Origin of the sequence: Salinimicrobium sp. WS361, assembly GCF_050750585.1 — a bacterium.
Taxonomy (GTDB): domain Bacteria; phylum Bacteroidota; class Bacteroidia; order Flavobacteriales; family Flavobacteriaceae; genus Salinimicrobium.
On record NZ_JBOJLM010000014.1, the window covers coordinates 1 to 20,679 of the forward strand.

Consider the following 20,679-nt stretch of genomic DNA (forward strand, 5'->3'; position numbering starts at 1 on the left):
GTAGTTTTATTTTTTTTCTTATTTCTTCGGAAGAAAAATTTCGGCCAACATACAGCGGGCACTGCCACCGCCACAGGTTTCTATGGTGGTAAGATCACTGCTCAAGATCTCACAATGCTTTTCAATAGCTGCAATTTGAACCGGAAGCAGGCTTTTTCTTGCCGCCTCACTCATTACCAGGTATTTTTTTTCATCCCTGCCCTGCACCTGCAACATATTACCGGCATAATGATGTAATTGCGCTTCAGAAATCTCTATGATCTGCTTCCCGTCAGACTTTAAATGTTTTACCACATTTTTGCGCTCTTTAGGATCGTCTATACTATCAAGGCAAATTACCGCGAAATTTTCGGCCAGGCACATCATCACGTTGGTGTGATAAATAGGCATCCTGCGACCATCTACATCCTGATAGGCAGTAAAAATTACCGGGGTAAGTTCAAAATCTTCACAAAATTCAATTAGCAGTTCTTCATTGGCACGGGGTGAGAGCGCACAATACGCCTTTTCATTGATCCTGTCAAGAATAAGCACTCCGGTAGATTCCAGGAAAAGCTCTTCCTCCTCGGCACTTGTATAGTCAATAACATCTTTAATGAGATAGCCCTCTGCTTCTATTTTATCAAAGACTTCAGCCCTGCGTTCCCTTCTGCGGTTTTCAGCAAAAAGAGGATAGATGGCTGCAGTTGCATCTTCATGAAAAGTCACCCAGTTATTCGGAAAGATAGAATCTGGGGTGTCAAGTTTCTTGTCATCATCTACTACAATAACGTTGACCCCAACCTTCCGAAGTTTTTCCACGAAAGCATCAAATTCCTCCTGAGCTTTTTTATTGATCTGCTCATTGTCAAGGTGCAAACCTTCCTGAAAAAAATTATTTACGGCGGTTTGTTCATTCATCCTAAAAGCCACCGGCCGCACCATTAGTACCGTATCAGTTATTTGTCTCATTTACTTTAATCTCTTATTAGAGGTAAGGTTGAACAGCGCAACAATCCCTCCTGTTTAGCTATTTCGGCATAAGGTACCTCTTCCACCTTCATCCCGTTTTCCCGAAGCCAGGTATTGAGGCGGGTGAAGTTTTTTTCTGAAATCACCACATCTTCAGAAATAGAAAACACATTCGAATTCATATCGTACATTTCCTGCCGGGTAATCTCAAAGATGTTTTCTTTTCCGAAGAAATTTACCAGCCACTCGTATTCTTTTTCATCAAGGAACCCGTCTTTGTAGAGAATGGCCTTTCCTTTCCCTACCGGCTGAAAACAGCAGTCGAGATGGAGTGCATTGTCTCGCGCCTCGGTATTTGATTTTCTCAGGTTAAATGACCGCACTTTTTTATGGGGGAACATCTTACTGATGTGCTCTACTCCCTTGAGATTGGTTCGCGCAGTGATAAACTGGGGATAATCTTCGCCATAATAAGCACCTATAAAAAGATGATCGTTATAAAGCATCACGTCTCCCCCTTCTACATGAACATCTTCGGGCAGCTCGATCACCTTATCGGGATCCATCTGGTCAATAACATATTGAATGGCTTCAATTTCCTCTTCACGATCTGGAAGAATGTTTGCCTTTATAAACATGTCATCAATCACAAAGGCTATATCACGTGTAAAGATCTGGTTGAGATCTTTTACGAGATTTGGACGAAAAACCTGAACATCATATTTTTCCAATACCTCCCGCACAGCTTCCATCTCCTTCACAATATCTTCTTCTAAAGGGTAGGTGCCGGCCATGATATGCTCTGCCGATTTTGGATCGTAGGCATTCTCATATTCGGGTGTAGGCCCCGGGCTCTCTGCAGTCCCAAGGATCACCGCTCTAAGACGGGAAGTCTCATTTTTAATATTTAGCTTCATCATAAACTCCCAATTTGGCTGCAAATATAAGAAAAGGAATACTCCTCTATAAATGCATAAAATCTTTATTTACAGCACTTTTTTATAAAATTATTTTCTACGGAAGGATTTACTCCGGGTAACCTCTATGATAGAAAAAAATAGATTTACCTGGCACCTGAAAAAGAAAAACTCCACAAAAAGTGGAGTTCTTACTTTAATTATTAATTGAGCATTCTATCTCTTTTCAATTTCTTTGAAAGCACGTTTAGTCTCTCCAATATAAACCTGTCTTGGACGGCCAATTGGTTCTTTTCTTAGGCGCATTTCTCTCCATTGTGCAATCCATCCCGGAAGACGACCAACTGCAAACATTACTGTAAACATCTCAGTCGGGATACCCATAGCACGGTAAATAATACCCGAATAGAAATCTACGTTTGGATAAAGTTTTCTCTCTACAAAGTACGGATCTTCTAAAGCTGTCTTTTCAAGACTCTTGGCAATCTCCAGAATTGGATCTTCAACACCAAGCTGACCAAGTACTTCATCGGCCGCTTTCTTGATAATTCTTGCCCTTGGATCAAAGTTTTTATATACCCTGTGCCCAAAGCCCATTAGCCTGAAAGGATCGTCTTTATCTTTTGCTTTTGCAATGAATTTTGAAGTATCTCCACCATCTGCTTTGATCTCTTCAAGCATCTCGATTACAGCCTGGTTTGCTCCACCGTGAAGCGGACCCCACAATGCAGAAACCCCTGCCGAAATGGAAGCGAATAAACCTGCATGAGAAGAACCTACAATTCTCACTGTTGAAGTAGAACAGTTTTGCTCGTGATCTGCATGAAGTATAAGCAACTTATCTAGCGCATCGACCAAAATCTTATTCTGCTTGTAAGATTTTTTTGAGTTATCATCCTGGAACATCATTTTCAGGAGGCTCTCTACATAACCAATATTGGTATCTTTGTTAAAGAGCACCTGGTTGTTCTTCTTGCGCAAAGTCCATGCTGCAAGAACAGGGAATTTAGCAAGGATCTTTACTATGGCCCGGTACATATCTTCTTCAGACTCAACATTCACCGACTTTGGATTAAAGGCGGTAAGTGCACTGGTAAGGGAAGCCAGGACCCCCATGGGGTGAGCTGTTTGAGGAAACCCTTTAAGAACAGTTTTCATATCCTCATTCACGATGCTTTGATCGAGAATATCGGTATTAAAATTTTGCAACTGTACCTCAGTTGGTAATTCCCCAAATATTAAAAGATAAGCTACTTCTAGAAAATCGGCTTTTTCAGCTAATTCTTCAATGGAATATCCACGGTATCTCAAAATCCCCTCTTCTCCATCAAGAAAAGTAATTGCACTCTCACATGCACCCGTATTTTTATATCCGGGATCTAAGGTTATTGCTCCACTTTGCCCTCGCAACTGCGTAATATCCAGGGCAACTTCTTTCTCTGTGCCTACAACCATTGGCAGGTCATAGGTCTTTCCATCAATTTTTATAGTAGCTACTTTTGACATATTTGTTATGGATTTTCTTATGATTTATTTTCAGGATTGCTAATTTACAAAATTCTACCTTAATTTTCGGTAGCACACAGCTTTTCCTCATAGGCCCAAGTGCTGAAAACAAGCCTAAAAGCTTATTCTAAATGGCAAAAAAAGCAGTTATCTCCCTAATTCTGAACTCTCTTAAAAATAGGAAGACCAGAATATTGCAGAGATGACGAATATCATGTTCTAAAAGAAAAAGCCTTTCCCGAAGAGGAAAGGCTTAGAAAAAAAGGTAAAGTGTCTGTTATAATTTAACCTTGAAAGCTTTTTCCTGCGGGAAATAAGCTACACTTCCAAGTTCTTCTTCAATGCGAAGAAGCTGATTGTATTTGGCCATACGGTCACTACGCGAAGCAGAACCGGTTTTAATTTGACCAGTATTTAACGCCACAGCTAAATCGGCAATAGTATTGTCTTCAGTCTCTCCCGAACGGTGAGACATTACAGAAGTATAACCGGCGTTGTGCGCCATGTTCACAGCCGAAATTGTTTCGGTAAGCGTACCAATCTGGTTCACTTTAATAAGGATAGAGTTCGCTATGTTGTTCTCTATTCCTTTTGAAAGACGCTCTACATTAGTAACAAACAAGTCATCTCCAACAAGCTGAACTTTGTCTCCTACTTTTTCTGTAAGAGCTTTCCATCCATCCCAGTCGTTTTCGTCCATTCCATCTTCTATAGAAATGATAGGATATTTTGAAGCAAGTTCAGCAAGGTATTCTGCCTGTTCCTGGCTGCTTCTTACTTTACCGCTTTCTCCTTCAAATTTGGTGTAGTCATACTTGCCATTTTCGTAGAATTCAGCCGAAGCACAATCTAAAGCAATCATCACTTCTTCACCCGGTTTGTAACCAGCGTTTTTGATAGATTGTAAGATGGTATCTAAAGCATCTTCTGTTCCGTCTAAAGTTGGCGCAAAACCACCTTCATCACCCACAGCAGTACTTAGACCTCTCTTGTGAAGTACTTTTTTGAGGTTATGGAAAATCTCAGTACCCATTTTAAGAGCTTCTGAAAAATTCTTAGCCTTTACGGGCATTACCATGAACTCCTGAAACGCAATAGGAGCATCACTGTGAGACCCACCGTTAATAATATTCATCATGGGAACAGGAAGCGTGTTTGCGCTTACACCACCCACGTAGCGATACAACGGCATATTAAGTTCATTTGCCGCAGCCTTTGCAACTGCTAATGAAACACCAAGAATAGCATTTGCCCCAAGCTTAGATTTGTTCTTTGTACCGTCAAGCTCAATCATTACCTGGTCGATAATATTTTGATCGAAAACAGAATATCCAAGAAGCTCTTCAGCAATTACTTCATTCACGTTCTTTATTGCCTGTAGCACACCTTTACCCATGTAATCACTGCCACCATCACGTAGTTCAACCGCTTCATGTTCTCCGGTAGAGGCTCCTGAAGGGACTGCTGCTCTTCCAATGGTTCCATTTTCAGTTTCTACATCAACTTCAACAGTTGGATTACCGCGAGAATCAAAAATCTGGCGGGCATGTATGTTTATTATAACGCTCATATTTAGAAATTTTAATTAATTATCTTTTTTAGCCCCTGCAAGATACGAATACTTCAAAAGAATAGTAAAAACCAAAGCCTTTAGTTCAAAGGAATTAAGAGAAATTTATTAACGAGAACGATGTAGATAGCTTCTAAATCTTCGGAAGCGCGGTTTCCAATTTCCCCTCGTTAAAAACAGCAGAATTTCTTCGGAAATTTCTTCAAAAACTTAAAGGAAGTTGCCATTATTCCCTTCGTAAAAAGTTCAGAAAAATGCTGAAAATTTATTCAGTAACTACTTCCGAAGGAAAAATAATCTTAGCCTGAAATTTACTTCAGAAATAAAAAGACAAAAAAAATTACCCTTCAAAAATGGCATTTTTGAAGGGTAATGCTACACATTGATCTTCTGAAAATTATTCAGCTGTGATTTCTTGGCCTATTAGGTTGTGAATAAACTCATCGAACAGATAATGAGCATCATTTGGCCCGGGACTGGCTTCAGGATGATACTGAACTGAGAAACAGTTCTTATTTTTCATCCTAATTCCTGCCACGGTTTGATCATTTAGGTGCGTATGGGTCACAACAACATCGGGATGGGCTTCAGTTTCCTCTTTATTCACTGAAAAACCATGATTTTGTGAGGTAATCTCCCCTTTTCCGGTTTCCAGGTTAAGAATAGGATGATTTATCCCCCTGTGGCCATGGTGCATTTTGTATGTTGAGATGCCATTTGCCAGGGCAATGATCTGGTGACCAAGGCAAATTCCAAAAAGCGGTTTATCTTCAGCAATTATATCTTTAGCCACCTGAATGGCATTTTTAAGAGGTTCGGGATCGCCGGGACCATTGGAAAGCAGGTAACCGTTAGGCTCCCACTCTTTCATTTGGGCATAAGTAGTATCATATGGAAACACCTTGCAATATACATCACGGGAAGCCAGGTGCTTTAAAATGCTCTTTTTGACCCCCACATCAAGTACGGCGACTTTAAAGCGGGCAGATTCATTTCCGAAGAAATAAGGCTCTTTAGTAGAGACTTTTGAGGCAAGTTCGAGACCGTTCATATCGGGCACATTGGCAAGTTCCTGCTTCAGGGCCTCTAAATCTTCAAACTGGGTAGTTAAAACCGCATTCATAGCCCCATTTTCCCGGATATAGGTAACCAGGGCACGGGTATCAATATCTGAGATCGCGAAGAGCGCACTGCGATCCAGGAATTGCTGAAGCGTTTGATCGGCTGCAGGACGCGATTGATTATAGCTGAAATTCTTGCACACCAAACCAGAAATCTGGGCTTTCTCAGCTTCTTTCTCATTTTCATTTGCACCGTAATTACCTATATGGGCATTGGTGGTGACCATAATTTGCCCGAAATAAGACGGATCTGTAAAAATTTCCTGGTATCCTGTCATTCCCGTGTTGAAACAGACCTCTCCAAAGGCCTTTCCATCCTTATCTCCCACCGCTTTGCCATGGAAGATGGTGCCGTCTTCAAGTAGTAAAATGGCTTTTTTTCTTGCTTGGTATTTCATGATTGCTCGTCTTTATCCTTCACAAAAATAAATTTTATTCAGGATTATTTGATTTTAAATTTCGGTTTCAAAGTAACTTTTTTGGCACCCTGGCGTGAGGGTATAAAAAAAGGATAAGCTTTAACGGCTTATCCTTTTAAGAATTTAAGAATCAAGAATCATATCTATTCCTTGTTTCCTTCGTCTTTTTTATCTTCAGCAGAAGCCTCAGGTTTTGCTTGCGCAGCATCAGAAGATTTTTTACTTCTACCAGCTCTACGAGTAGACTTCTTCTTCTCTGGCTTATTCACGTTGTAGATTTCGTTGTAATCTACAAGTTCAATAAGTGCCATATCTGCATTATCACCTAACCTGTTTCCAAGTTTAATGATCCTGGTGTATCCTCCTGGACGATCACCAACCTTAGGAGCAATCTCGCGGAACAATTCAGAAATTGCATTCTTATCGCGAAGTTTGCTAAATACTATTCTCCTGTTGTGAGTAGTATCTTCTTTAGACTTGGTTACCAATGGTTCAACAAATTGCTTTAGGGCTTTTGCTTTTGCCACAGTAGTGTTAATACGTTTGTGCTCAATTAGAGAACAAGCCATATTTGCAAGCATAGCCTTACGGTGTGCTGTTTGTCTACCCAGGTGATTTGTCTTTTTTCCGTGTCTCATGACTTTTTTGTTTCATCATCTTGCTGCAACCCATTTTGAGGAGCAAATTATGATGGTTATTATTTTGTTTTATTGACAGCTGCGTATTTACGCGACTAGTCTTTATCTAATTTATATTTTGAAAGATCCATTCCAAAGTTCAGTCCTTTGTTGTTTACCAACTCTTCAAGTTCGGTAAGCGATTTTTTACCAAAGTTTCTGAACTTCATAAGGTCATTCTTGTTGTAAGATACTAAGTCACCAAGGGTATCAACTTCTGCAGCTTTAAGACAGTTCAATGCTCTAACTGAAAGGTCCATATCAACTAACTTGGTTTTTAGCAACTGACGCATATGAAGAGATTCTTCATCGTAAGTCTCAGTCTGTGCAATCTCATCGGCCTCCAAAGTGATGCGTTCGTCAGAGAACAGCATAAAATGGTGGATCAAAGTTTTAGCAGCTTCGGTAAGAGCCTCTTTAGGATGAATAGAACCATCTGTAGAAATCTCGAAAACCAATTTTTCATAATCGGTCTTTTGCTCTACCCTATAGTTTTCGATGCTATATTTTACATTCTTTACAGGAGTGTAAATAGAATCTGTGTAGATCGTACCGATAGGTGCATTTGGCTTCTTATTCTCTTCAGCAGGAACGTATCCTCTACCCTTTTCTACAGTAACCTCCATATTAAGGTTCACTTTTTTATCCATGTTACAGATCACCATATCCGGATTAAGGATTTGGAAACCTGAGATGAATTTTTGGAAGTGACCAGCAGTTAATTGCTCCTGACCAGATACAGAAATGGTAACGGCTTCATTGTCTATTTCATCAATTTGCCTTTTAAACCTGATCTGTTTAAGATTCAAGATGATTTCGGTTACGTCTTCTACTACCCCGGGGATAGTTGAGAATTCGTGCTCTACTCCTTCGATGCGAACCGAAGTAATAGCGAACCCTTCAAGTGAAGATAAAAGCACTCTTCTTAGAGCGTTACCAACAGTCAATCCATAACCTGGTTCCAAAGGGCGAAATTCAAATTTCCCTTCGAAATCGGTTGAATCAATCATTATAACTTTATCGGGCTTCTGAAAATTTAATATTGCCATATTACGACTTCTGTGAATTATTATTTCGAATATAATTCGACGATGAATTGTTCATTGATATTTTCCGGAATTTGTACTCTTGCCGGAACAGAAACATAAGTTCCCTGTTTGGTCTCGTTGTTAAACGTGATCCATTCGTAGACACTGCTAGAATTAGCTAATGAATCCTGGATGGCAGTTAAGGATTTTGATTTCTCTCTTACTCCTACAACATCTCCTGCTTTTAACTGGTAAGATGGAATGTTTACTAACTCTCCATTCACAGTTAAATGTCTGTGAGAAACCAATTGTCTTGCAGCACGTCTAGATGGGGCAATTCCCATTCTATATACCACGTTGTCTAAACGAGACTCACATAATTGTAAAAGCACCTCCCCGGTAATTCCCTGGGCACGTGTTGCTTTTTCAAACATGTTTCTGAATTGACGCTCAAGAACACCATAGGTATACTTAGCTTTTTGCTTTTCCATTAACTGGACAGCGTATTCAGATTTTTTTCCTCGACGACGGTTGTTACCGTGTTGTCCCGGAGGATAATTTCTTTTTTCAAAAGATTTGTCATCTCCGAAAATAGCTTCCCCGAACTTACGGGCGATTTTAGTCTTTGGACCAGTATATCTTGCCATTGAAAAATTTGTTATAAAGCAAGCGATCGTGGAATTAAGGTCACTGTCCTTCGCAGATCTCTTTGCTTACTTTTGTTTATACTTGTTAATTAAACTCTACGTCTTTTTGGAGGACGACATCCGTTGTGTGGAAGTGGAGTAACATCGATAATCTCAGTCACTTCAATACCAGCATTGTGAAGGGAACGAATAGCAGATTCTCTACCATTTCCTGGTCCTTTCACAAAAACCTTTACCTTACGAAGACCTGCTTCGTGTGCCACTTTTGATGCGTCTTCTGCAGCCAATTGCGCTGCATAAGGAGTATTTTTCTTAGATCCTCTAAAGCCCATTTTACCGGCAGAGGACCATGAGATAACATCTCCTTTTTTATTGGTCAACGAAATGATAATGTTGTTGAAAGAAGCAGTAACATGCGCTTCTCCAATAGACTCAACATTTACCTTACGCTTCTTTTGAGTTGCTTTTGCTTTTGCCATCCTACTTATTATTTAGTTGCTTTCTTCTTGTTTGCAACTGTTTTTCTTCTTCCTTTTCTGGTTCTGGAGTTGTTTTTAGTTCTTTGTCCTCTTAACGGTAATCCCGCTCTGTGACGAATCCCTCTATAACTTCCAATATCCATTAAGCGCTTAATGCTCAACTGGATTTCTGAACGCAATTCACCCTCTATTTTAAAAGATCCAACTGCCTCACGAATTCTTCCGATTTCGTCATCATTCCAATCGGAAACTTTTTTTCCTTCTTCTACGTTGGCCTCTTTAAGAATTTCCTGAGCTCTGCTCTTTCCAATTCCGAAGATATAGGTCAATGCTATAACGCCTCGCTTTTGTTTTGGTATATCAACACCTGCAATTCTAGCCATAACTACCCTTGTCTTTGTTTAAATTTTGGATTCTTTTTGTTAATCACGTACAGTCTGCCTTTTCTTCGCACAATCTTGCACTCGGCACTTCTTTTTTTAATTGATGCTCTAACTTTCATAGTTTTTAGTATCTGTAAGTTATTCGAGCCTTAGATAAATCGTACGGGCTCATTTCTAATTTCACTTTGTCCCCAGGCAATAATTTGATGTAATGCATTCGCATTTTACCTGAGATATGCGCGGTCACAACATGACCGTTCTCTAACTCCACCCGGAACATTGCATTTGATAATGCTTCAATGATCGTTCCGTCTTGTTCTATTGCCGATTGTTTTGCCATTATGCTACTGCTTTTCTGTTTTTACCGGTTTTCATAAGACCATCATAGTGCCTGTTCAACAAGTAAGAATTTACCTGCTGCATGGTATCAATTGCAACTCCTACCATGATTAACAATGATGTTCCTCCAAAGAACAATGCCCATCCGGCCTGAACTCCCAAAAGGGAAACGATAATTGCAGGGAACACTGCGATAAGCGCTAAGAAAACAGAACCCGGCAGGGTGATTTGCGACATGATACGATCTAAAAATTCTGAAGTTTCTGAACCTGGTCTTATCCCGGGTATGAAACCACCACTCCTTTTAAGATCATCTGCCATTTTATTGGTAGGTACCGTAATCGCAGTGTAAAAGTACGTAAAAATTATAATTAACACTGCAAAAACCAAATTGTACCAAAAGCCAAAGATATCGCTGAAGGCAGCTGTAACTCCTTGTGCGGTTTCAGACTGTGAAAGCCCTGCAACCGCTGCCGGAATAAACATTATTGCCTGCGCGAAAATAATTGGCATAACTCCAGAAGCATTTAGCTTCAATGGAATATATTGTCTTGAACCAAAAACATTCTTTTCGTATCCTCCCGTAGCAGTTCTTCTTGCATACTGGACAGGGATTTGTCTAACAGCCATCACTAACATTACACTGGCCAGAATTATTACAAACCATATTACAAGTTCAATAAGGATCATAATCATTCCTCCGTTCGATTCGAATACTCTGGAAGCAAATTCCTGAATGAAGGCTTGTGGCAGTGTTGCAATAATACCTACCATGATAAGCAGTGAAATACCGTTACCAATACCTTTATCAGTTATCTTCTCTCCAAGCCACATTGCAAAAATGGTTCCTGTAGTAAGGATTATTACAGAAGAAGCAACAAAGGTCACTGTACTTCCAAGCAAAAATGCACCTGAAGGCAAGGTGGCAAAAAGGTTATAAATATAACCAGGCCCCTGCACAAGAGTAATAGCAATAGTCAACCATCTAGTAATTTGGTTGATCCTTCTACGACCACTCTCTCCTTCTTTCTGCAATTTCTGCAAATAAGGAACAGCAATTCCCATTAATTGCACTACAATAGATGCCGATATATAGGGCATAATTCCCAAAGCAAATACAGAAGCATTCGAAAATGCACCTCCTGTAAAAGCATTAAGAAGCCCTAATAAACCGCCATCTGTTTGAGTAGCAAGGTTCGCTAATTGAGACGCATCAATTCCAGGAAGCACCACCTGTGCTCCAAAGCGATACACCAGCAATAAACCGAGGGTTACTAAAATTCTATTTTTTAGCTCCTCGATTTTCCAGATATTCTTTAATGTATTGATGAATTTCATTGTTATCTATTATAAAGTAACAGCTTCACCACCAGCAGCTTCAATAGCTTGTTTTGCTGAGGCAGTAAATTTATGAACAGATATTTTCAACTTAGCTTTTAATTCACCTCTTCCTAATATCTTAACCAACTCGTTTTTCCCAGCTAATCCGTTCTCAATAAGAACATTCATATCAACTGTATCGGTGATTCTTCCTTCGTCAACCAAAGATTGAAGTGTATCAAGATTGATACCCTGATAATCTTTACGGTTGATGTTGGTAAAACCGAATTTTGGAACTCGTCTTTGAAGTGGCATTTGCCCTCCTTCAAATCCTATTTTCCTAGAGTAACCAGAACGAGATTTTGCACCTTTATGACCACGGGTAGCAGTACCGCCTTTCCCTGATCCTTCACCACGCCCAACTCGCTTCGCGTTACTTTGAACTGAACCTTTAGCAGGTTTTAAGTTACTTAAATCCATGTGAGTTTCTTATTTGGTCTCCTCTACAGAGACTAAGTGATTTACTTTATTTACCATACCAAGGATGTTTGGCGTATTTTCGTGCTCCACAACCTGACCAAGTTTTCTTAGACCAAGTGCTTCCAAAGTACGTTTTTGGTTTTGAGTGCGCTTAATAGCACTTTTTACCTGTGTAACTTTTATTCTTCCCATTATTCCTTGTTATTAACCTTTAAAAACTTTCTCAAGAGAAATACCACGTTGACGGGCAACAGTCTCTGCACTTCTTAACTGAAGTAATGCATCAAAAGTAGCTTTCACCACGTTGTGAGGGTTTGAAGAACCCTGGTTCTTTGAAAGTACATCATGAACACCAACAGATTCAAGTACCGCACGAATCGCTCCACCAGCAATAACTCCAGTACCCGGAGCTGCAGGTAAAAGCATTACTCTAGCTCCACCATATTTACCTTTTTGTTCGTGAGGAAGTGTTCCCTTATTAAGAGGAATACGCACCAGGTTTTTCTTAGCGTCTTCAACCGCTTTAGCGATAGCATCGGCTACTTCTTTAGATTTACCTAAACCTTGGCCTACAACCCCATTCTCGTCACCTACAACTACAATTGCAGAGAAGCCAAATGCTCTACCACCTTTTGTAACTTTGGTAACACGTTGTACACCAACCAAACGGTCTTTTAATTCAAGTCCACCCGGTTTTACAAGTTCTACATTTTTATAATCCTGATACATACTTTTAGAATTTTAGTCCTCCTTCGCGAGCACCTTCTGCTAATGATTTTACTCTTCCGTGGTATAAGTATCCTCCTCTGTCAAATGAGATGGTCTCAATCCCGGCTTTTAAAGCTTTATCAGCAATAGCTTTTCCAACTAAAGCTGCCTGCTCTGTTTTATTCTCTACAGTCGCCGAGGCAACCTCTTTATCTCTTGAAGAAGCAGCTACCAAAGTTTTCCCATCCACATCATTCACAATTTGAGCATAAATTTCTTTATTGCTTCTAAAAATGGAAAGTCTTGGACGGCCCTGAGTACCGCTTATATCTCTTCTGATCCTTTTCTTGATCTTAGTTCTTCTATCTTGTTTTGAAACTGCCATAATCTTAGTTATTAAGCTGATTTACCTGCTTTTCTTCGTAACTGTTCACCTTTGAACTTAATACCTTTACCTTTATAAGGTTCTGGCGCACGGAAAGATCTGATCTTTGCAGCTACCTGACCAACTAGTTGTTTATCATGTGAAGTCAATTTCACAACAGGATTTTTACCTTTATCTGAAATTGTTTCCACTTTTACTTCGGGGGCCAAATCTAAGACAATGTTGTGAGAGTACCCAACAGCCAGGTCCAATTTTTGACCCTGGTTAGATGCACGGTACCCAACACCTACTAGTTCAAGTTCGTGAGTGAATCCATTAGTAACACCCTCAATCATATTGCTGATCAAAGCACGGTAAAGACCGTGTTTTGCCTTATGATCTTTCTTTTCTGAAGGACGCTCAAATGTAATAACTCCGTCTTCTATGATGATATCAATCTCAGAATATTCCTGAGTTAGTTCACCTAATTTTCCTTTTACCGTAACAACTCCGTCCTTAATGTCTACTGTAACACCTTGTGGAATTGTGATTGGACTTTTACCTATTCTGGACATTTCTTTTCGTCTTTAAATATTAGTAAACGTAACACAATACCTCACCACCAACTTTTTCCTGTTGAGCCTGCTTCCCTGTCATTACACCATGAGAAGTAGACACAATAGCGATTCCAAGCCCATTAAGGATACGAGGAAGTTCATTGGCACCGGCATACTTACGTAAACCAGGTTTACTTATGCGTTGAATCTTTTTTATAACAGGCTCTTTAGTAACCTTATCATACTTAAGCGCAATCTTAATGCTACCTTGAGCAGAAGATTCGTCAAATTTGTAGCTAAGGATGTACCCCTGATCAAAAAGTATTTTGGTGATCTCCTTTTTAAGATTAGAAGCAGGGATCTCCACCACTCTGTGGTTTGCAGCAACTGCGTTTCTAATTCTTGTTAAATAATCTGCAATAGGATCTGTATTCATCTATTTTTATTTGCGAAAGTGGTTTTCCTCCAGTATAGAAAGAACCTTCTTTCAATTTATAATCTTACCAACTAGCCTTTCTAACTCCGGGAATTAATCCGTTGTTCGCCATTTCTCTGAAAGTTACCCTGGAAATTCCGAACTGTCTCATATACCCTCTAGGTCTTCCTGTCAACTTACAACGGTTATGTAGTCGCACGGGAGATGAGTTCTTTGGTAGTTTTTGTAGTGCTTCATAATCGCCAGCCTCTTTAAGAGCCTTACGTTTTTCAGCATATTTATCTACCAATTCCTGTCTCTTCACCTCACGGGCTTTCATTGATTCTTTAGCCATAATTAATTCTTTTTAAAAGGTAATCCCAGTTCAGTTAACAATGATTTCGCTTCCTTATCGGTATTGGCACTAGTCACAAAGGTAATATCCATACCATTGATCCTATTAACCTTATCGATATCGATCTCAGGAAAAATAATCTGCTCGGTTACCCCAAGGTTATAATTTCCTCTTCCATCAAATCCGGTTGCGTTAATACCATTAAAATCACGAACACGTGGAAGTGCAGAAGTGATCAAACGATCTAAAAATTCATACATTCTCTCCCCACGCAAAGTAACTTTGGCACCAATAGGCATACCTTTACGTAATTTAAATGAAGCAACGTCTTTTTTAGAAATGGTCGCAACAGCTTTTTGACCTGTAATAGCTGTTAATTCATCTACCGCATGGTCAATAAGTTTCTTATCTGCAACAGCAGCACCAACGCCACGGCTCACAACTATCTTTTGTAGTTTTGGAACCTCCATTACGTTGGAGTAGCTGAATTCTTCTGTAAGAGTGGAGATCACTCTCTCTTTATACTCTTGTTTAAGTCTTGGTACGTACGCCATAACTATATTACTTCATTAGATTTTTTGGAAAACCTTACTTTCTTATCGTTCTCCTCTCTATATCCAACCCTGGTAGTTTCACCATTTTTGTCGATCAAAGAAAGATTAGAAATATGGATAGGTGCTTCCTTCTTTTTAATTCCACCCTGAGGATTGGATGCGCTAGGCTTCTCATGCTTAGAAACCATATTCACACCTTCCACAATGGCTTTATTCTTATCCAGAAATACTTGCTGCACTTTACCTTCCTGACCTTTATGATCTCCAGCAGTTACACGAACGTTATCTCCGGTTTTTATTTTAAGCTTTTTCATCTTATTTCTGTATTAAAGCACTTCTGGTGCTAATGATACGATCTTCATGAATTGCTTATCACGAAGTTCACGTGCTACAGGTCCAAAAACACGCGTACCTCTCATTTCCCCAGCTGGGTTGAGAAGAACACATGCGTTATCGTCGAAACGGATGTAAGATCCGTCTGGTCTGCGCACTTCCTTTTTGGTACGAACAACAACTGCTGTTGAAACTGCACCCTTCTTTACATTTCCGTTAGGTGTAGCTTCTTTAACACTGACAACGACCTTGTCTCCAACAGAAGCGTATCTTCTATTTGTACCGCCCAATACGCGAATAACTAAAACTTCTTTAGCTCCGGTATTGTCTGCAACTCTTAATCTAGACTCTTGTTGTACCATAATTACTTCGCTCTTTCAATTATTTCTACTAATCTCCAGCATTTTGATTTACTCAAAGGACGTGTTTCCATGATCCTTACAGTATCTCCAATGTTGCAGTCGTTTGTTTCGTCGTGCGCCACATATTTTTTCGTTTTCAAAACGAACTTTCCATACATGGGGTGCTTTACTTTTTTAGTTTCAGAAACCACAATAGATTTCATCATCTTATTACTGGTAACAACACCTATACGTTCTTTTCTTAAGTTTCTTTTTTCCATTTTCAGCAGAATAACACTTATTGTTGTTCTCTTTTAGTTAACTCTGTAGCAATACGCGCTATAGATCTTCTTACAGTTCTCAACTGTATTGGGTTCTCTAATGGCGATACTGCGTGAGCCATTTTAAGATCGGAATATGCTTTCCTTGACTTACCAAGTTCTTCCTGTAATTCTGCTACAGACAATTCTCTAACTTCTGATTGTTTCATAACGTGTCTTATTAAGCTTGATAATCTCTAGCTACAATGAACTTAGTTTTTACAGGAAGTTTTTGTGCCGCCAGGCGAAGAGCCTCTTTAGCAACATCAAAAGGCACACCTCCTACTTCAAAAAGTATTCTTCCGGGTTTCACAACTGCAGCCCAGTATTCAACGGCACCTTTACCTTTACCCATACGTACTTCAAGAGGCTTTTTTGTAATAGGCTTATCTGGAAAAATTTTAATCCAAAGTGATCCTTCCCTCTTCATATAACGAGTAGCAGCAATACGCGCAGCTTCTATTTGTCGTGCAGTCAAAAAATTAGAGTCTAATGACTTTATTCCAAAAGTTCCGTTTGAAAGTCTGTGTCCTCTTTGAGACACACCCTTCATACGGCCCTTCTGCATTTTGCGATATTTTGTTCTTTTAGGCTGTAACATTTTTCTTTACTTTAAAAAATTACTTTCTACGACGCGATTTTGGTGCACCGCTTCGTCCGGTTCCGGTTTTTCCTCCTTGTTTTTTGGCCATGCCAACAAGTGGAGAAAGTTCTCTTTTACCGTATACCTCACCTTTCATGATCCATACTTTAACACCCAATCTACCATAAGTAGTATGAGCTTCAACTAAAGCATAGTCAATATCGGCTCTAAATGTTGACAATGGAATTCTTCCATCCTTGTAGGATTCTGAACGAGCCATTTCTGCCCCATTCAAACGCCCTGAGATCTCAATCTTGATCCCTTCAGCATTCATCCTCATTGCAGCCGCAATAGCCATTTTAATTGCACGACGGTAAGAGATACGATTCTCAATTTGTCTTGCAACACTTGAGCCCACTAAATGAGCATCAAGTTCTGGCCTTTTAATTTCAAAGATGTTGATTTGAACTTCCTTGTCGGTAATCTTCTTAAGCTCTTCTTTAAGCTTGTCTACCTCCTGACCTCCTTTACCAATAATGATACCAGGACGGGCTGTGGTGATAGTAACGGTTACAAGCTTTAGAGTACGCTCAATGATTACTCTGGATACACTCGCTTTTGAAAGACGAGCATGGATATATTTTCTAATCTTATCGTCTTCGGCTAATTTATCGCCGTAGTCATTTCCTCCGTACCAGTTGGATTCCCATCCTCTAATGATACCAAGACGATTCCCGATTGGATTTGTTTTCTGTCCCATACTCTTAACTAGCTTTGTGTATTATTGTTTGCTCCAAGAACCAAAGTAACATGGTTGGAACGTTTTCTAATTCTATGTGCGCGACCCTGTGGTGCAGGACGTAGTCTTTTCAACATACTTCCTCCGTCAACGCGAATCTCTTTTACAAACAATTCTGCATCTTCAATACTCGCATCTTCATTCTTAGCTTGCCAGTTGGCAAGTGCAGACAAAAGCAACTTTTCAAGACTCTTAGACGCGTCTTTAGAATTGAATTTCAAAATTTGAAGCGCTCTTTCTACTTTTTCACCACGAACAAGGTCTGCAACCAGACGCATTTTTCTTGGCGAAGTAGGGCAGTTATTTAGTTTAGCAAAAGCTATTTGCTTCTTAGCTTCTTTAGTTTGCTCTGCTCTTTCTCTTTTACGAACTCCCATAGCTTCAATTATCTTTTACCTTTATTCTTAGCACCAGCATGACCTCTAAAAGATCTTGTTGGTGAAAATTCACCTAATTTATGACCTACCATGTTCTCAGTGATGTACACAGGAACAAATTGACGTCCGTTGTGCACAGCAATAGTTTGCCCAACAAAATCTGGAGTGATCATTGAAGCCCTTGACCAGGTCTTAATAACCGCTTTCTTTCCAGACTCGGTATTCTGCGCAACTTTCTGTTCTAATTTATAGTGAACGTAAGGTCCTTTTTTTAATGAACGTGCCATATCTTATTATTTCTTTCTACGTTCTACAATATATTTATTACTCGCTTTCGTTTTAGAACGGGTTCTGTAACCTTTTGCAGGTAATCCCTTTCTAGAACGTGGGTGACCTCCTGAAGCACGACCTTCACCACCACCCATTGGGTGATCAACCGGGTTCATAACAACAGGCCTGGTTCTTGGTCTTCTACCTAACCATCTATGTCTACCAGCTTTACCAGAGATCAACAACTGATGATCACTGTTTGAAACAGCACCAATAGTTGCAACACAACTGGCAAGCACCCGTCTGATCTCTCCAGAAGGCAACTTGATAGTAGCATATTTCCCCTCTCTTGCCATTAACTGAGCAAAAGCACCTGCACTACGAGCCATTACAGCTCCCTGTCCTGGCCTAAGCTCAATACAAGAAATAATAGTACCCAAAGGAACGATAGACAAAGGCATAGCATTTCCAATTTCGGGTGCTACATCCTGCATTCCAGAAACTATGTTCTGGCCTACCTGAAGTCCATTCTGAGCAATAATATATCGTTTTTCACCATCCTGATAATTCAATAGTGCGATAAAAGCTGTTCTGTTTGGATCATACTCAATAGAAGCAACTGTTGCAGGGATACCCTGCTTGTCTCTTTTAAAGTCTATAATCCTGTAACGCTTTTTATGACCACCACCTATATAGCGCATGGTCATTTTTCCCTGACTGTTTCTACCACCAGATCTTTTGTTCGGAGCTAATAAACTTTTCTCCGGCTTATCAGTAGTGATCGCGTCAAATCCGTTCACTACTCTAAAACGCTGACCAGGGGTAATTGGTTTTAATTTTCTAACTGACATTCTTTAATCTTAAAGATTACTATATAAATCAATAGTTTCACCTTCCGCCACCTGTACTAGCGCTTTTTTATAAGCACTGGTTTTACCAGTAACAACACCCGTTTTTGTATAACGGGTTTTTCTGTCCGGGCGGACGTTAATTGTACGAACTTTAGTAACTGAAACACCATAAGCAGACTCAACTGCGTCTTTAATTTCAATCTTATTCGCCTTATTATCAACTACAAAAGCGTACTTATTGTTAAGCTCGCTATCTGCTGTAGCCTTCTCTGTAATAATAGGTTTTATTAAGATACTCATAATGCTTATTTACTTAGATTCGACTCAATTCCTTCTAGAGACCCCTCCAAAAACACCAAGTTATTAGCGTTTAATATTTTGTAAGTGCTTAATTCTGAAGAACTTACAACCTCAGAGGTCTTTAAATTGCGTGACGACAAATATACGTTTTTATTCGAGTCACCCAACACTATCAAAGATTTTTTACCTTCCAGTCCTAAAGCCTTCAACACATCGATGAAGTTTTTAGTTTTTGGAGCATCAAATGTAAAATCTTCAACTACTATAATGGAGTTATCATTTGCCTTCATAGACAGGGCAGATTTTCTAGCCAGTCTCTTTAGGTTTTTATTCAACTTAAAGGAATAACTTCTTGGTCTTGGACCAAAAACTCTACCTCCACCTTTAAAAATAGGAGACTTGATACTTCCCGCACGGGCAGTACCTGTTCCCTTTTGTTTCTTGATTTTACGCGTAGAACCAGCAATCTCTGCACGTTCCTTAGCTTTGTGAGTTCCCTGGCGTTGATTGGCCAAGTATTGCTTCACATCAAGATAAACAGCATGGTTGTTAGGCTCTACTGCAAAAACAGCATCAGAAAGGTTTGCCTTTCTTCCTGTTTCTTTTCCTTTTATATCTAAAACTGCTACTTCCATTACTTCTGAATGATTACGTAAGAGTTCTTATGTCCCGGTATAGCACCGCTTATTACAAGCAGGTTCTTATCGGCTATTACTTTTAGAACTCTCAGGTTTTCTACTTTTACTTTTTCGCCACCCATTCTTCCGGCCATTCTCATTCCTTTGAAAACTCTCGCAGGATAAGAAGCAGCACCAATAGAACCAGGAGCTCTTAATCTGTTATGCTGACCATGAGTAGCCTGTCCAACCCCACCAAAACCGTGACGTTTGACAACACCTTGAAAACCTTTTCCTTTAGAAACACCGGAAACGTCTACAAATTCGCCTTCAGCAAAATGCTCTACAGTGATTGCATCACCTAATTTATACTCTCCTTCAAATCCCTTGAATTCAACGACTTTGCGCATTGCTGCGGCTCCGGCTTTTTTAGCGTGCCCTTCGGCAGCTTTATTAGCAGTCTTTTTGTCATCGAAACCAAGTTGAAGAGCTTCATACCCGTCAACCTCTTTGGTTCTGACTTGGGTAATTACGCATGGTCCTGCTTCAATAACGGTACAAGGAATGTTCTTCCCGTTCTCGTCAAAAATGCTGGTCATGCCAATCTTTTTTCCTATTAACCCAGACATAATTAATTATTAGTTATTAATTTATATTTATTTAAAAATATTCAGGATTGAAAAACACTTCCAATCCTGAATGTATTTTTCACCGTTTTTCCCTTGCCTAAAGCTCGGGACATGTTTAGATAAACCGTTGAGTTAAGGCATGCCTTAACTCTTCAACGATCACACTTTAATCTCAACCTCTACTCCACTTGGCAATTCAAGTTTCATAAGAGCATCGATCGTTTTTGAAGAAGAACTGTAAATATCCAGTAATCTCTTATATGAGCTTAACTGAAACTGCTCTCTAGACTTTTTGTTAACGTGCGGAGAACGCAATACAGTAAATATCTTCTTGTGAGTTGGCAACGGAATAGGACCAGTTACCACAGCTCCCGTACTTTTTACGGTTTTTACAATCTTCTCGGCAGATTTGTCTACCAGGTTGTGATCGTAAGATTTTAGTTTTATTCTGATTTTTTGACTCATTTTC

The 20,679-nt window shown here is 39.7% G+C and carries 34 protein-coding genes; all 34 read right to left on the reverse strand.

Going from position 1 to position 20,679, the window contains the following annotated elements:
• Window positions 1-18: 18 nt before the first annotated feature.
• Window positions 19-951, reverse strand: coding sequence for a citrulline utilization hydrolase CtlX (gene ctlX, locus ACQ93I_RS13230; RefSeq protein ID WP_431698917.1), 933 nt, complete (start codon window positions 949-951; stop codon window positions 19-21).
• Window positions 952-956: 5 nt separating this feature from the next.
• Entirely contained in the window at window positions 957-1,871 is a 915-nt protein-coding gene (locus ACQ93I_RS13235; RefSeq protein WP_431698918.1) for a dimethylarginine dimethylaminohydrolase family protein, read from the reverse strand.
• 213 nt (window positions 1,872-2,084) lie between these two features.
• Window positions 2,085-3,374, reverse strand: a complete 1,290-nt coding sequence (locus ACQ93I_RS13240) for a citrate synthase (RefSeq protein WP_431698919.1) — start codon at window positions 3,372-3,374, stop codon at window positions 2,085-2,087.
• Window positions 3,375-3,651: 277 nt separating this feature from the next.
• The gene (gene eno, locus ACQ93I_RS13245; RefSeq protein ID WP_431698920.1) at window positions 3,652-4,944 is read right to left on the reverse strand and encodes a phosphopyruvate hydratase; all 1,293 of its coding nucleotides are present in this window, start codon (window positions 4,942-4,944) and stop codon (window positions 3,652-3,654) included.
• A gap of 397 nt (window positions 4,945-5,341) precedes the next feature.
• Window positions 5,342-6,463, reverse strand: a complete 1,122-nt coding sequence (carA, locus tag ACQ93I_RS13250; protein WP_431698921.1) for a glutamine-hydrolyzing carbamoyl-phosphate synthase small subunit — start codon at window positions 6,461-6,463, stop codon at window positions 5,342-5,344.
• Window positions 6,464-6,627: 164 nt separating this feature from the next.
• Complete coding sequence (gene rplQ, locus ACQ93I_RS13255) at window positions 6,628-7,122, reverse strand: 50S ribosomal protein L17 (RefSeq protein ID WP_266070255.1); 495 nt, start codon at window positions 7,120-7,122, stop codon at window positions 6,628-6,630.
• Between the two features lie 95 nt (window positions 7,123-7,217).
• Window positions 7,218-8,210 carry a DNA-directed RNA polymerase subunit alpha gene (locus ACQ93I_RS13260; protein ID WP_431698922.1) on the reverse strand — a complete coding sequence of 331 codons (993 nt, stop codon included), beginning with the start codon at window positions 8,208-8,210 and terminating at the stop codon, window positions 7,218-7,220.
• A 20-nt stretch (window positions 8,211-8,230) separates the two neighbouring features.
• On the reverse strand, window positions 8,231-8,836 hold the full coding sequence (gene rpsD, locus ACQ93I_RS13265; RefSeq protein ID WP_431698923.1) for a 30S ribosomal protein S4: 606 nt from the start codon (window positions 8,834-8,836) through the stop codon (window positions 8,231-8,233).
• 89 nt (window positions 8,837-8,925) lie between these two features.
• A complete protein-coding gene (gene rpsK, locus ACQ93I_RS13270; protein WP_265162665.1) occupies window positions 8,926-9,315 on the reverse strand; it encodes a 30S ribosomal protein S11 in 390 nt (129 codons plus the stop codon).
• A gap of 8 nt (window positions 9,316-9,323) precedes the next feature.
• A complete protein-coding gene (gene rpsM / locus ACQ93I_RS13275) occupies window positions 9,324-9,698 on the reverse strand; it encodes a 30S ribosomal protein S13 (protein WP_168139061.1) in 375 nt (124 codons plus the stop codon).
• 2 nt (window positions 9,699-9,700) lie between these two features.
• Window positions 9,701-9,817 (reverse strand): type B 50S ribosomal protein L36, encoded by a 117-nt coding sequence (gene ykgO, locus ACQ93I_RS13280; RefSeq protein ID WP_037325435.1) that lies wholly within the window; start codon window positions 9,815-9,817, stop codon window positions 9,701-9,703.
• 5 nt (window positions 9,818-9,822) lie between these two features.
• A complete protein-coding gene (gene infA / locus ACQ93I_RS13285) occupies window positions 9,823-10,038 on the reverse strand; it encodes a translation initiation factor IF-1 (protein ID WP_006988529.1) in 216 nt (71 codons plus the stop codon).
• Complete coding sequence (gene secY, locus ACQ93I_RS13290) at window positions 10,038-11,375, reverse strand: preprotein translocase subunit SecY (protein WP_266070252.1); 1,338 nt, start codon at window positions 11,373-11,375, stop codon at window positions 10,038-10,040. Before secY ends, infA begins: the two co-directional genes overlap by 1 nt.
• A 9-nt stretch (window positions 11,376-11,384) precedes the next feature.
• Window positions 11,385-11,837 (reverse strand): 50S ribosomal protein L15, encoded by a 453-nt coding sequence (gene rplO / locus ACQ93I_RS13295; protein ID WP_431698924.1) that lies wholly within the window; start codon window positions 11,835-11,837, stop codon window positions 11,385-11,387.
• Window positions 11,838-11,846: 9 nt separating this feature from the next.
• Complete coding sequence (rpmD, locus tag ACQ93I_RS13300) at window positions 11,847-12,029, reverse strand: 50S ribosomal protein L30 (protein ID WP_029035482.1); 183 nt, start codon at window positions 12,027-12,029, stop codon at window positions 11,847-11,849.
• Window positions 12,030-12,041: 12 nt separating this feature from the next.
• Window positions 12,042-12,566, reverse strand: coding sequence for a 30S ribosomal protein S5 (gene rpsE, locus ACQ93I_RS13305; RefSeq protein WP_265162661.1), 525 nt, complete (start codon window positions 12,564-12,566; stop codon window positions 12,042-12,044).
• A 4-nt stretch (window positions 12,567-12,570) separates the two neighbouring features.
• Window positions 12,571-12,930: a 50S ribosomal protein L18 gene (rplR, locus tag ACQ93I_RS13310; RefSeq protein WP_431698925.1), complete on the reverse strand. Its 360-nt coding sequence runs from the start codon at window positions 12,928-12,930 to the stop codon at window positions 12,571-12,573.
• Window positions 12,931-12,941: 11 nt separating this feature from the next.
• Window positions 12,942-13,484 carry a 50S ribosomal protein L6 gene (rplF, locus tag ACQ93I_RS13315; protein ID WP_431698926.1) on the reverse strand — a complete coding sequence of 181 codons (543 nt, stop codon included), beginning with the start codon at window positions 13,482-13,484 and terminating at the stop codon, window positions 12,942-12,944.
• Window positions 13,485-13,503: 19 nt separating this feature from the next.
• Window positions 13,504-13,902 (reverse strand): 30S ribosomal protein S8, encoded by a 399-nt coding sequence (gene rpsH, locus ACQ93I_RS13320; RefSeq protein ID WP_431698927.1) that lies wholly within the window; start codon window positions 13,900-13,902, stop codon window positions 13,504-13,506.
• Between the two features lie 64 nt (window positions 13,903-13,966).
• Entirely contained in the window at window positions 13,967-14,236 is a 270-nt protein-coding gene (rpsN, locus tag ACQ93I_RS13325) for a 30S ribosomal protein S14 (protein WP_431698928.1), read from the reverse strand.
• A gap of 2 nt (window positions 14,237-14,238) precedes the next feature.
• Complete coding sequence (gene rplE / locus ACQ93I_RS13330; RefSeq protein WP_266070245.1) at window positions 14,239-14,790, reverse strand: 50S ribosomal protein L5; 552 nt, start codon at window positions 14,788-14,790, stop codon at window positions 14,239-14,241.
• Window positions 14,791-14,792: 2 nt separating this feature from the next.
• On the reverse strand, window positions 14,793-15,104 hold the full coding sequence (gene rplX, locus ACQ93I_RS13335; protein WP_266070244.1) for a 50S ribosomal protein L24: 312 nt from the start codon (window positions 15,102-15,104) through the stop codon (window positions 14,793-14,795).
• Window positions 15,105-15,116: 12 nt separating this feature from the next.
• Window positions 15,117-15,485: a 50S ribosomal protein L14 gene (gene rplN / locus ACQ93I_RS13340; RefSeq protein WP_265162654.1), complete on the reverse strand. Its 369-nt coding sequence runs from the start codon at window positions 15,483-15,485 to the stop codon at window positions 15,117-15,119.
• Window positions 15,486-15,487: 2 nt separating this feature from the next.
• Window positions 15,488-15,745, reverse strand: a complete 258-nt coding sequence (gene rpsQ / locus ACQ93I_RS13345) for a 30S ribosomal protein S17 (protein WP_093113468.1) — start codon at window positions 15,743-15,745, stop codon at window positions 15,488-15,490.
• 17 nt (window positions 15,746-15,762) lie between these two features.
• Window positions 15,763-15,954, reverse strand: coding sequence for a 50S ribosomal protein L29 (gene rpmC, locus ACQ93I_RS13350; protein ID WP_097056535.1), 192 nt, complete (start codon window positions 15,952-15,954; stop codon window positions 15,763-15,765).
• Between the two features lie 11 nt (window positions 15,955-15,965).
• Window positions 15,966-16,385 (reverse strand): 50S ribosomal protein L16, encoded by a 420-nt coding sequence (rplP, locus tag ACQ93I_RS13355; protein WP_266070243.1) that lies wholly within the window; start codon window positions 16,383-16,385, stop codon window positions 15,966-15,968.
• A gap of 19 nt (window positions 16,386-16,404) precedes the next feature.
• Entirely contained in the window at window positions 16,405-17,127 is a 723-nt protein-coding gene (rpsC, locus tag ACQ93I_RS13360; RefSeq protein ID WP_266070242.1) for a 30S ribosomal protein S3, read from the reverse strand.
• An 8-nt stretch (window positions 17,128-17,135) separates the two neighbouring features.
• On the reverse strand, window positions 17,136-17,543 hold the full coding sequence (gene rplV / locus ACQ93I_RS13365; protein ID WP_266070241.1) for a 50S ribosomal protein L22: 408 nt from the start codon (window positions 17,541-17,543) through the stop codon (window positions 17,136-17,138).
• 8 nt (window positions 17,544-17,551) lie between these two features.
• Window positions 17,552-17,830, reverse strand: a complete 279-nt coding sequence (gene rpsS, locus ACQ93I_RS13370; protein ID WP_029035468.1) for a 30S ribosomal protein S19 — start codon at window positions 17,828-17,830, stop codon at window positions 17,552-17,554.
• 6 nt (window positions 17,831-17,836) lie between these two features.
• Window positions 17,837-18,664 (reverse strand): 50S ribosomal protein L2, encoded by an 828-nt coding sequence (gene rplB / locus ACQ93I_RS13375; RefSeq protein ID WP_431698929.1) that lies wholly within the window; start codon window positions 18,662-18,664, stop codon window positions 17,837-17,839.
• Window positions 18,665-18,673: 9 nt separating this feature from the next.
• A complete protein-coding gene (rplW, locus tag ACQ93I_RS13380) occupies window positions 18,674-18,964 on the reverse strand; it encodes a 50S ribosomal protein L23 (RefSeq protein WP_029037130.1) in 291 nt (96 codons plus the stop codon).
• A gap of 5 nt (window positions 18,965-18,969) precedes the next feature.
• The gene (gene rplD / locus ACQ93I_RS13385) at window positions 18,970-19,599 is read right to left on the reverse strand and encodes a 50S ribosomal protein L4 (RefSeq protein ID WP_431698930.1); all 630 of its coding nucleotides are present in this window, start codon (window positions 19,597-19,599) and stop codon (window positions 18,970-18,972) included.
• Entirely contained in the window at window positions 19,599-20,210 is a 612-nt protein-coding gene (gene rplC / locus ACQ93I_RS13390) for a 50S ribosomal protein L3 (protein WP_431698931.1), read from the reverse strand. The genes rplD and rplC overlap by 1 nt, the downstream gene beginning before the upstream one ends.
• A 159-nt stretch (window positions 20,211-20,369) precedes the next feature.
• Window positions 20,370-20,675: a 30S ribosomal protein S10 gene (gene rpsJ / locus ACQ93I_RS13395; RefSeq protein ID WP_010181931.1), complete on the reverse strand. Its 306-nt coding sequence runs from the start codon at window positions 20,673-20,675 to the stop codon at window positions 20,370-20,372.
• Window positions 20,676-20,679 lie beyond the last annotated feature (4 nt).

Bases quoted from the DNA above. Each gene is read 5' to 3' on its own strand.
- ctlX (WP_431698917.1), bottom strand. From the start codon at position 951: ATGAGACAAATAACTGATACGGTACTAATGGTGCGGCCGGTGGCTTTT.
- ACQ93I_RS13235 (WP_431698918.1), bottom strand. From the start codon at position 1,871: ATGATGAAGCTAAATATTAAAAATGAGACTTCCCGTCTTAGAGCGGTG.
- ACQ93I_RS13240 (WP_431698919.1), bottom strand. From the start codon at position 3,374: ATGTCAAAAGTAGCTACTATAAAAATTGATGGAAAGACCTATGACCTG.
- eno (WP_431698920.1), bottom strand. From the start codon at position 4,944: ATGAGCGTTATAATAAACATACATGCCCGCCAGATTTTTGATTCTCGC.
- carA (WP_431698921.1), bottom strand. From the start codon at position 6,463: ATGAAATACCAAGCAAGAAAAAAAGCCATTTTACTACTTGAAGACGGC.
- rplQ (WP_266070255.1), bottom strand. From the start codon at position 7,122: ATGAGACACGGAAAAAAGACAAATCACCTGGGTAGACAAACAGCACAC.
- ACQ93I_RS13260 (WP_431698922.1), bottom strand. From the start codon at position 8,210: ATGGCAATATTAAATTTTCAGAAGCCCGATAAAGTTATAATGATTGAT.
- rpsD (WP_431698923.1), bottom strand. From the start codon at position 8,836: ATGGCAAGATATACTGGTCCAAAGACTAAAATCGCCCGTAAGTTCGGG.
- rpsK (WP_265162665.1), bottom strand. From the start codon at position 9,315: ATGGCAAAAGCAAAAGCAACTCAAAAGAAGCGTAAGGTAAATGTTGAG.
- rpsM (WP_168139061.1), bottom strand. From the start codon at position 9,698: ATGGCTAGAATTGCAGGTGTTGATATACCAAAACAAAAGCGAGGCGTT.
- ykgO (WP_037325435.1), bottom strand. From the start codon at position 9,817: ATGAAAGTTAGAGCATCAATTAAAAAAAGAAGTGCCGAGTGCAAGATT.
- infA (WP_006988529.1), bottom strand. From the start codon at position 10,038: ATGGCAAAACAATCGGCAATAGAACAAGACGGAACGATCATTGAAGCA.
- secY (WP_266070252.1), bottom strand. From the start codon at position 11,375: ATGAAATTCATCAATACATTAAAGAATATCTGGAAAATCGAGGAGCTA.
- rplO (WP_431698924.1), bottom strand. From the start codon at position 11,837: ATGGATTTAAGTAACTTAAAACCTGCTAAAGGTTCAGTTCAAAGTAAC.
- rpmD (WP_029035482.1), bottom strand. From the start codon at position 12,029: ATGGGAAGAATAAAAGTTACACAGGTAAAAAGTGCTATTAAGCGCACT.
- rpsE (WP_265162661.1), bottom strand. From the start codon at position 12,566: ATGTATCAGGATTATAAAAATGTAGAACTTGTAAAACCGGGTGGACTT.
- rplR (WP_431698925.1), bottom strand. From the start codon at position 12,930: ATGGCAGTTTCAAAACAAGATAGAAGAACTAAGATCAAGAAAAGGATC.
- rplF (WP_431698926.1), bottom strand. From the start codon at position 13,484: ATGTCCAGAATAGGTAAAAGTCCAATCACAATTCCACAAGGTGTTACA.
- rpsH (WP_431698927.1), bottom strand. From the start codon at position 13,902: ATGAATACAGATCCTATTGCAGATTATTTAACAAGAATTAGAAACGCA.
- rpsN (WP_431698928.1), bottom strand. From the start codon at position 14,236: ATGGCTAAAGAATCAATGAAAGCCCGTGAGGTGAAGAGACAGGAATTG.
- rplE (WP_266070245.1), bottom strand. From the start codon at position 14,790: ATGGCGTACGTACCAAGACTTAAACAAGAGTATAAAGAGAGAGTGATC.
- rplX (WP_266070244.1), bottom strand. From the start codon at position 15,104: ATGAAAAAGCTTAAAATAAAAACCGGAGATAACGTTCGTGTAACTGCT.
- rplN (WP_265162654.1), bottom strand. From the start codon at position 15,485: ATGGTACAACAAGAGTCTAGATTAAGAGTTGCAGACAATACCGGAGCT.
- rpsQ (WP_093113468.1), bottom strand. From the start codon at position 15,745: ATGGAAAAAAGAAACTTAAGAAAAGAACGTATAGGTGTTGTTACCAGT.
- rpmC (WP_097056535.1), bottom strand. From the start codon at position 15,954: ATGAAACAATCAGAAGTTAGAGAATTGTCTGTAGCAGAATTACAGGAA.
- rplP (WP_266070243.1), bottom strand. From the start codon at position 16,385: ATGTTACAGCCTAAAAGAACAAAATATCGCAAAATGCAGAAGGGCCGT.
- rpsC (WP_266070242.1), bottom strand. From the start codon at position 17,127: ATGGGACAGAAAACAAATCCAATCGGGAATCGTCTTGGTATCATTAGA.
- rplV (WP_266070241.1), bottom strand. From the start codon at position 17,543: ATGGGAGTTCGTAAAAGAGAAAGAGCAGAGCAAACTAAAGAAGCTAAG.
- rpsS (WP_029035468.1), bottom strand. From the start codon at position 17,830: ATGGCACGTTCATTAAAAAAAGGACCTTACGTTCACTATAAATTAGAA.
- rplB (WP_431698929.1), bottom strand. From the start codon at position 18,664: ATGTCAGTTAGAAAATTAAAACCAATTACCCCTGGTCAGCGTTTTAGA.
- rplW (WP_029037130.1), bottom strand. From the start codon at position 18,964: ATGAGTATCTTAATAAAACCTATTATTACAGAGAAGGCTACAGCAGAT.
- rplD (WP_431698930.1), bottom strand. From the start codon at position 19,599: ATGGAAGTAGCAGTTTTAGATATAAAAGGAAAAGAAACAGGAAGAAAG.
- rplC (WP_431698931.1), bottom strand. From the start codon at position 20,210: ATGTCTGGGTTAATAGGAAAAAAGATTGGCATGACCAGCATTTTTGAC.
- rpsJ (WP_010181931.1), bottom strand. From the start codon at position 20,675: ATGAGTCAAAAAATCAGAATAAAACTAAAATCTTACGATCACAACCTG.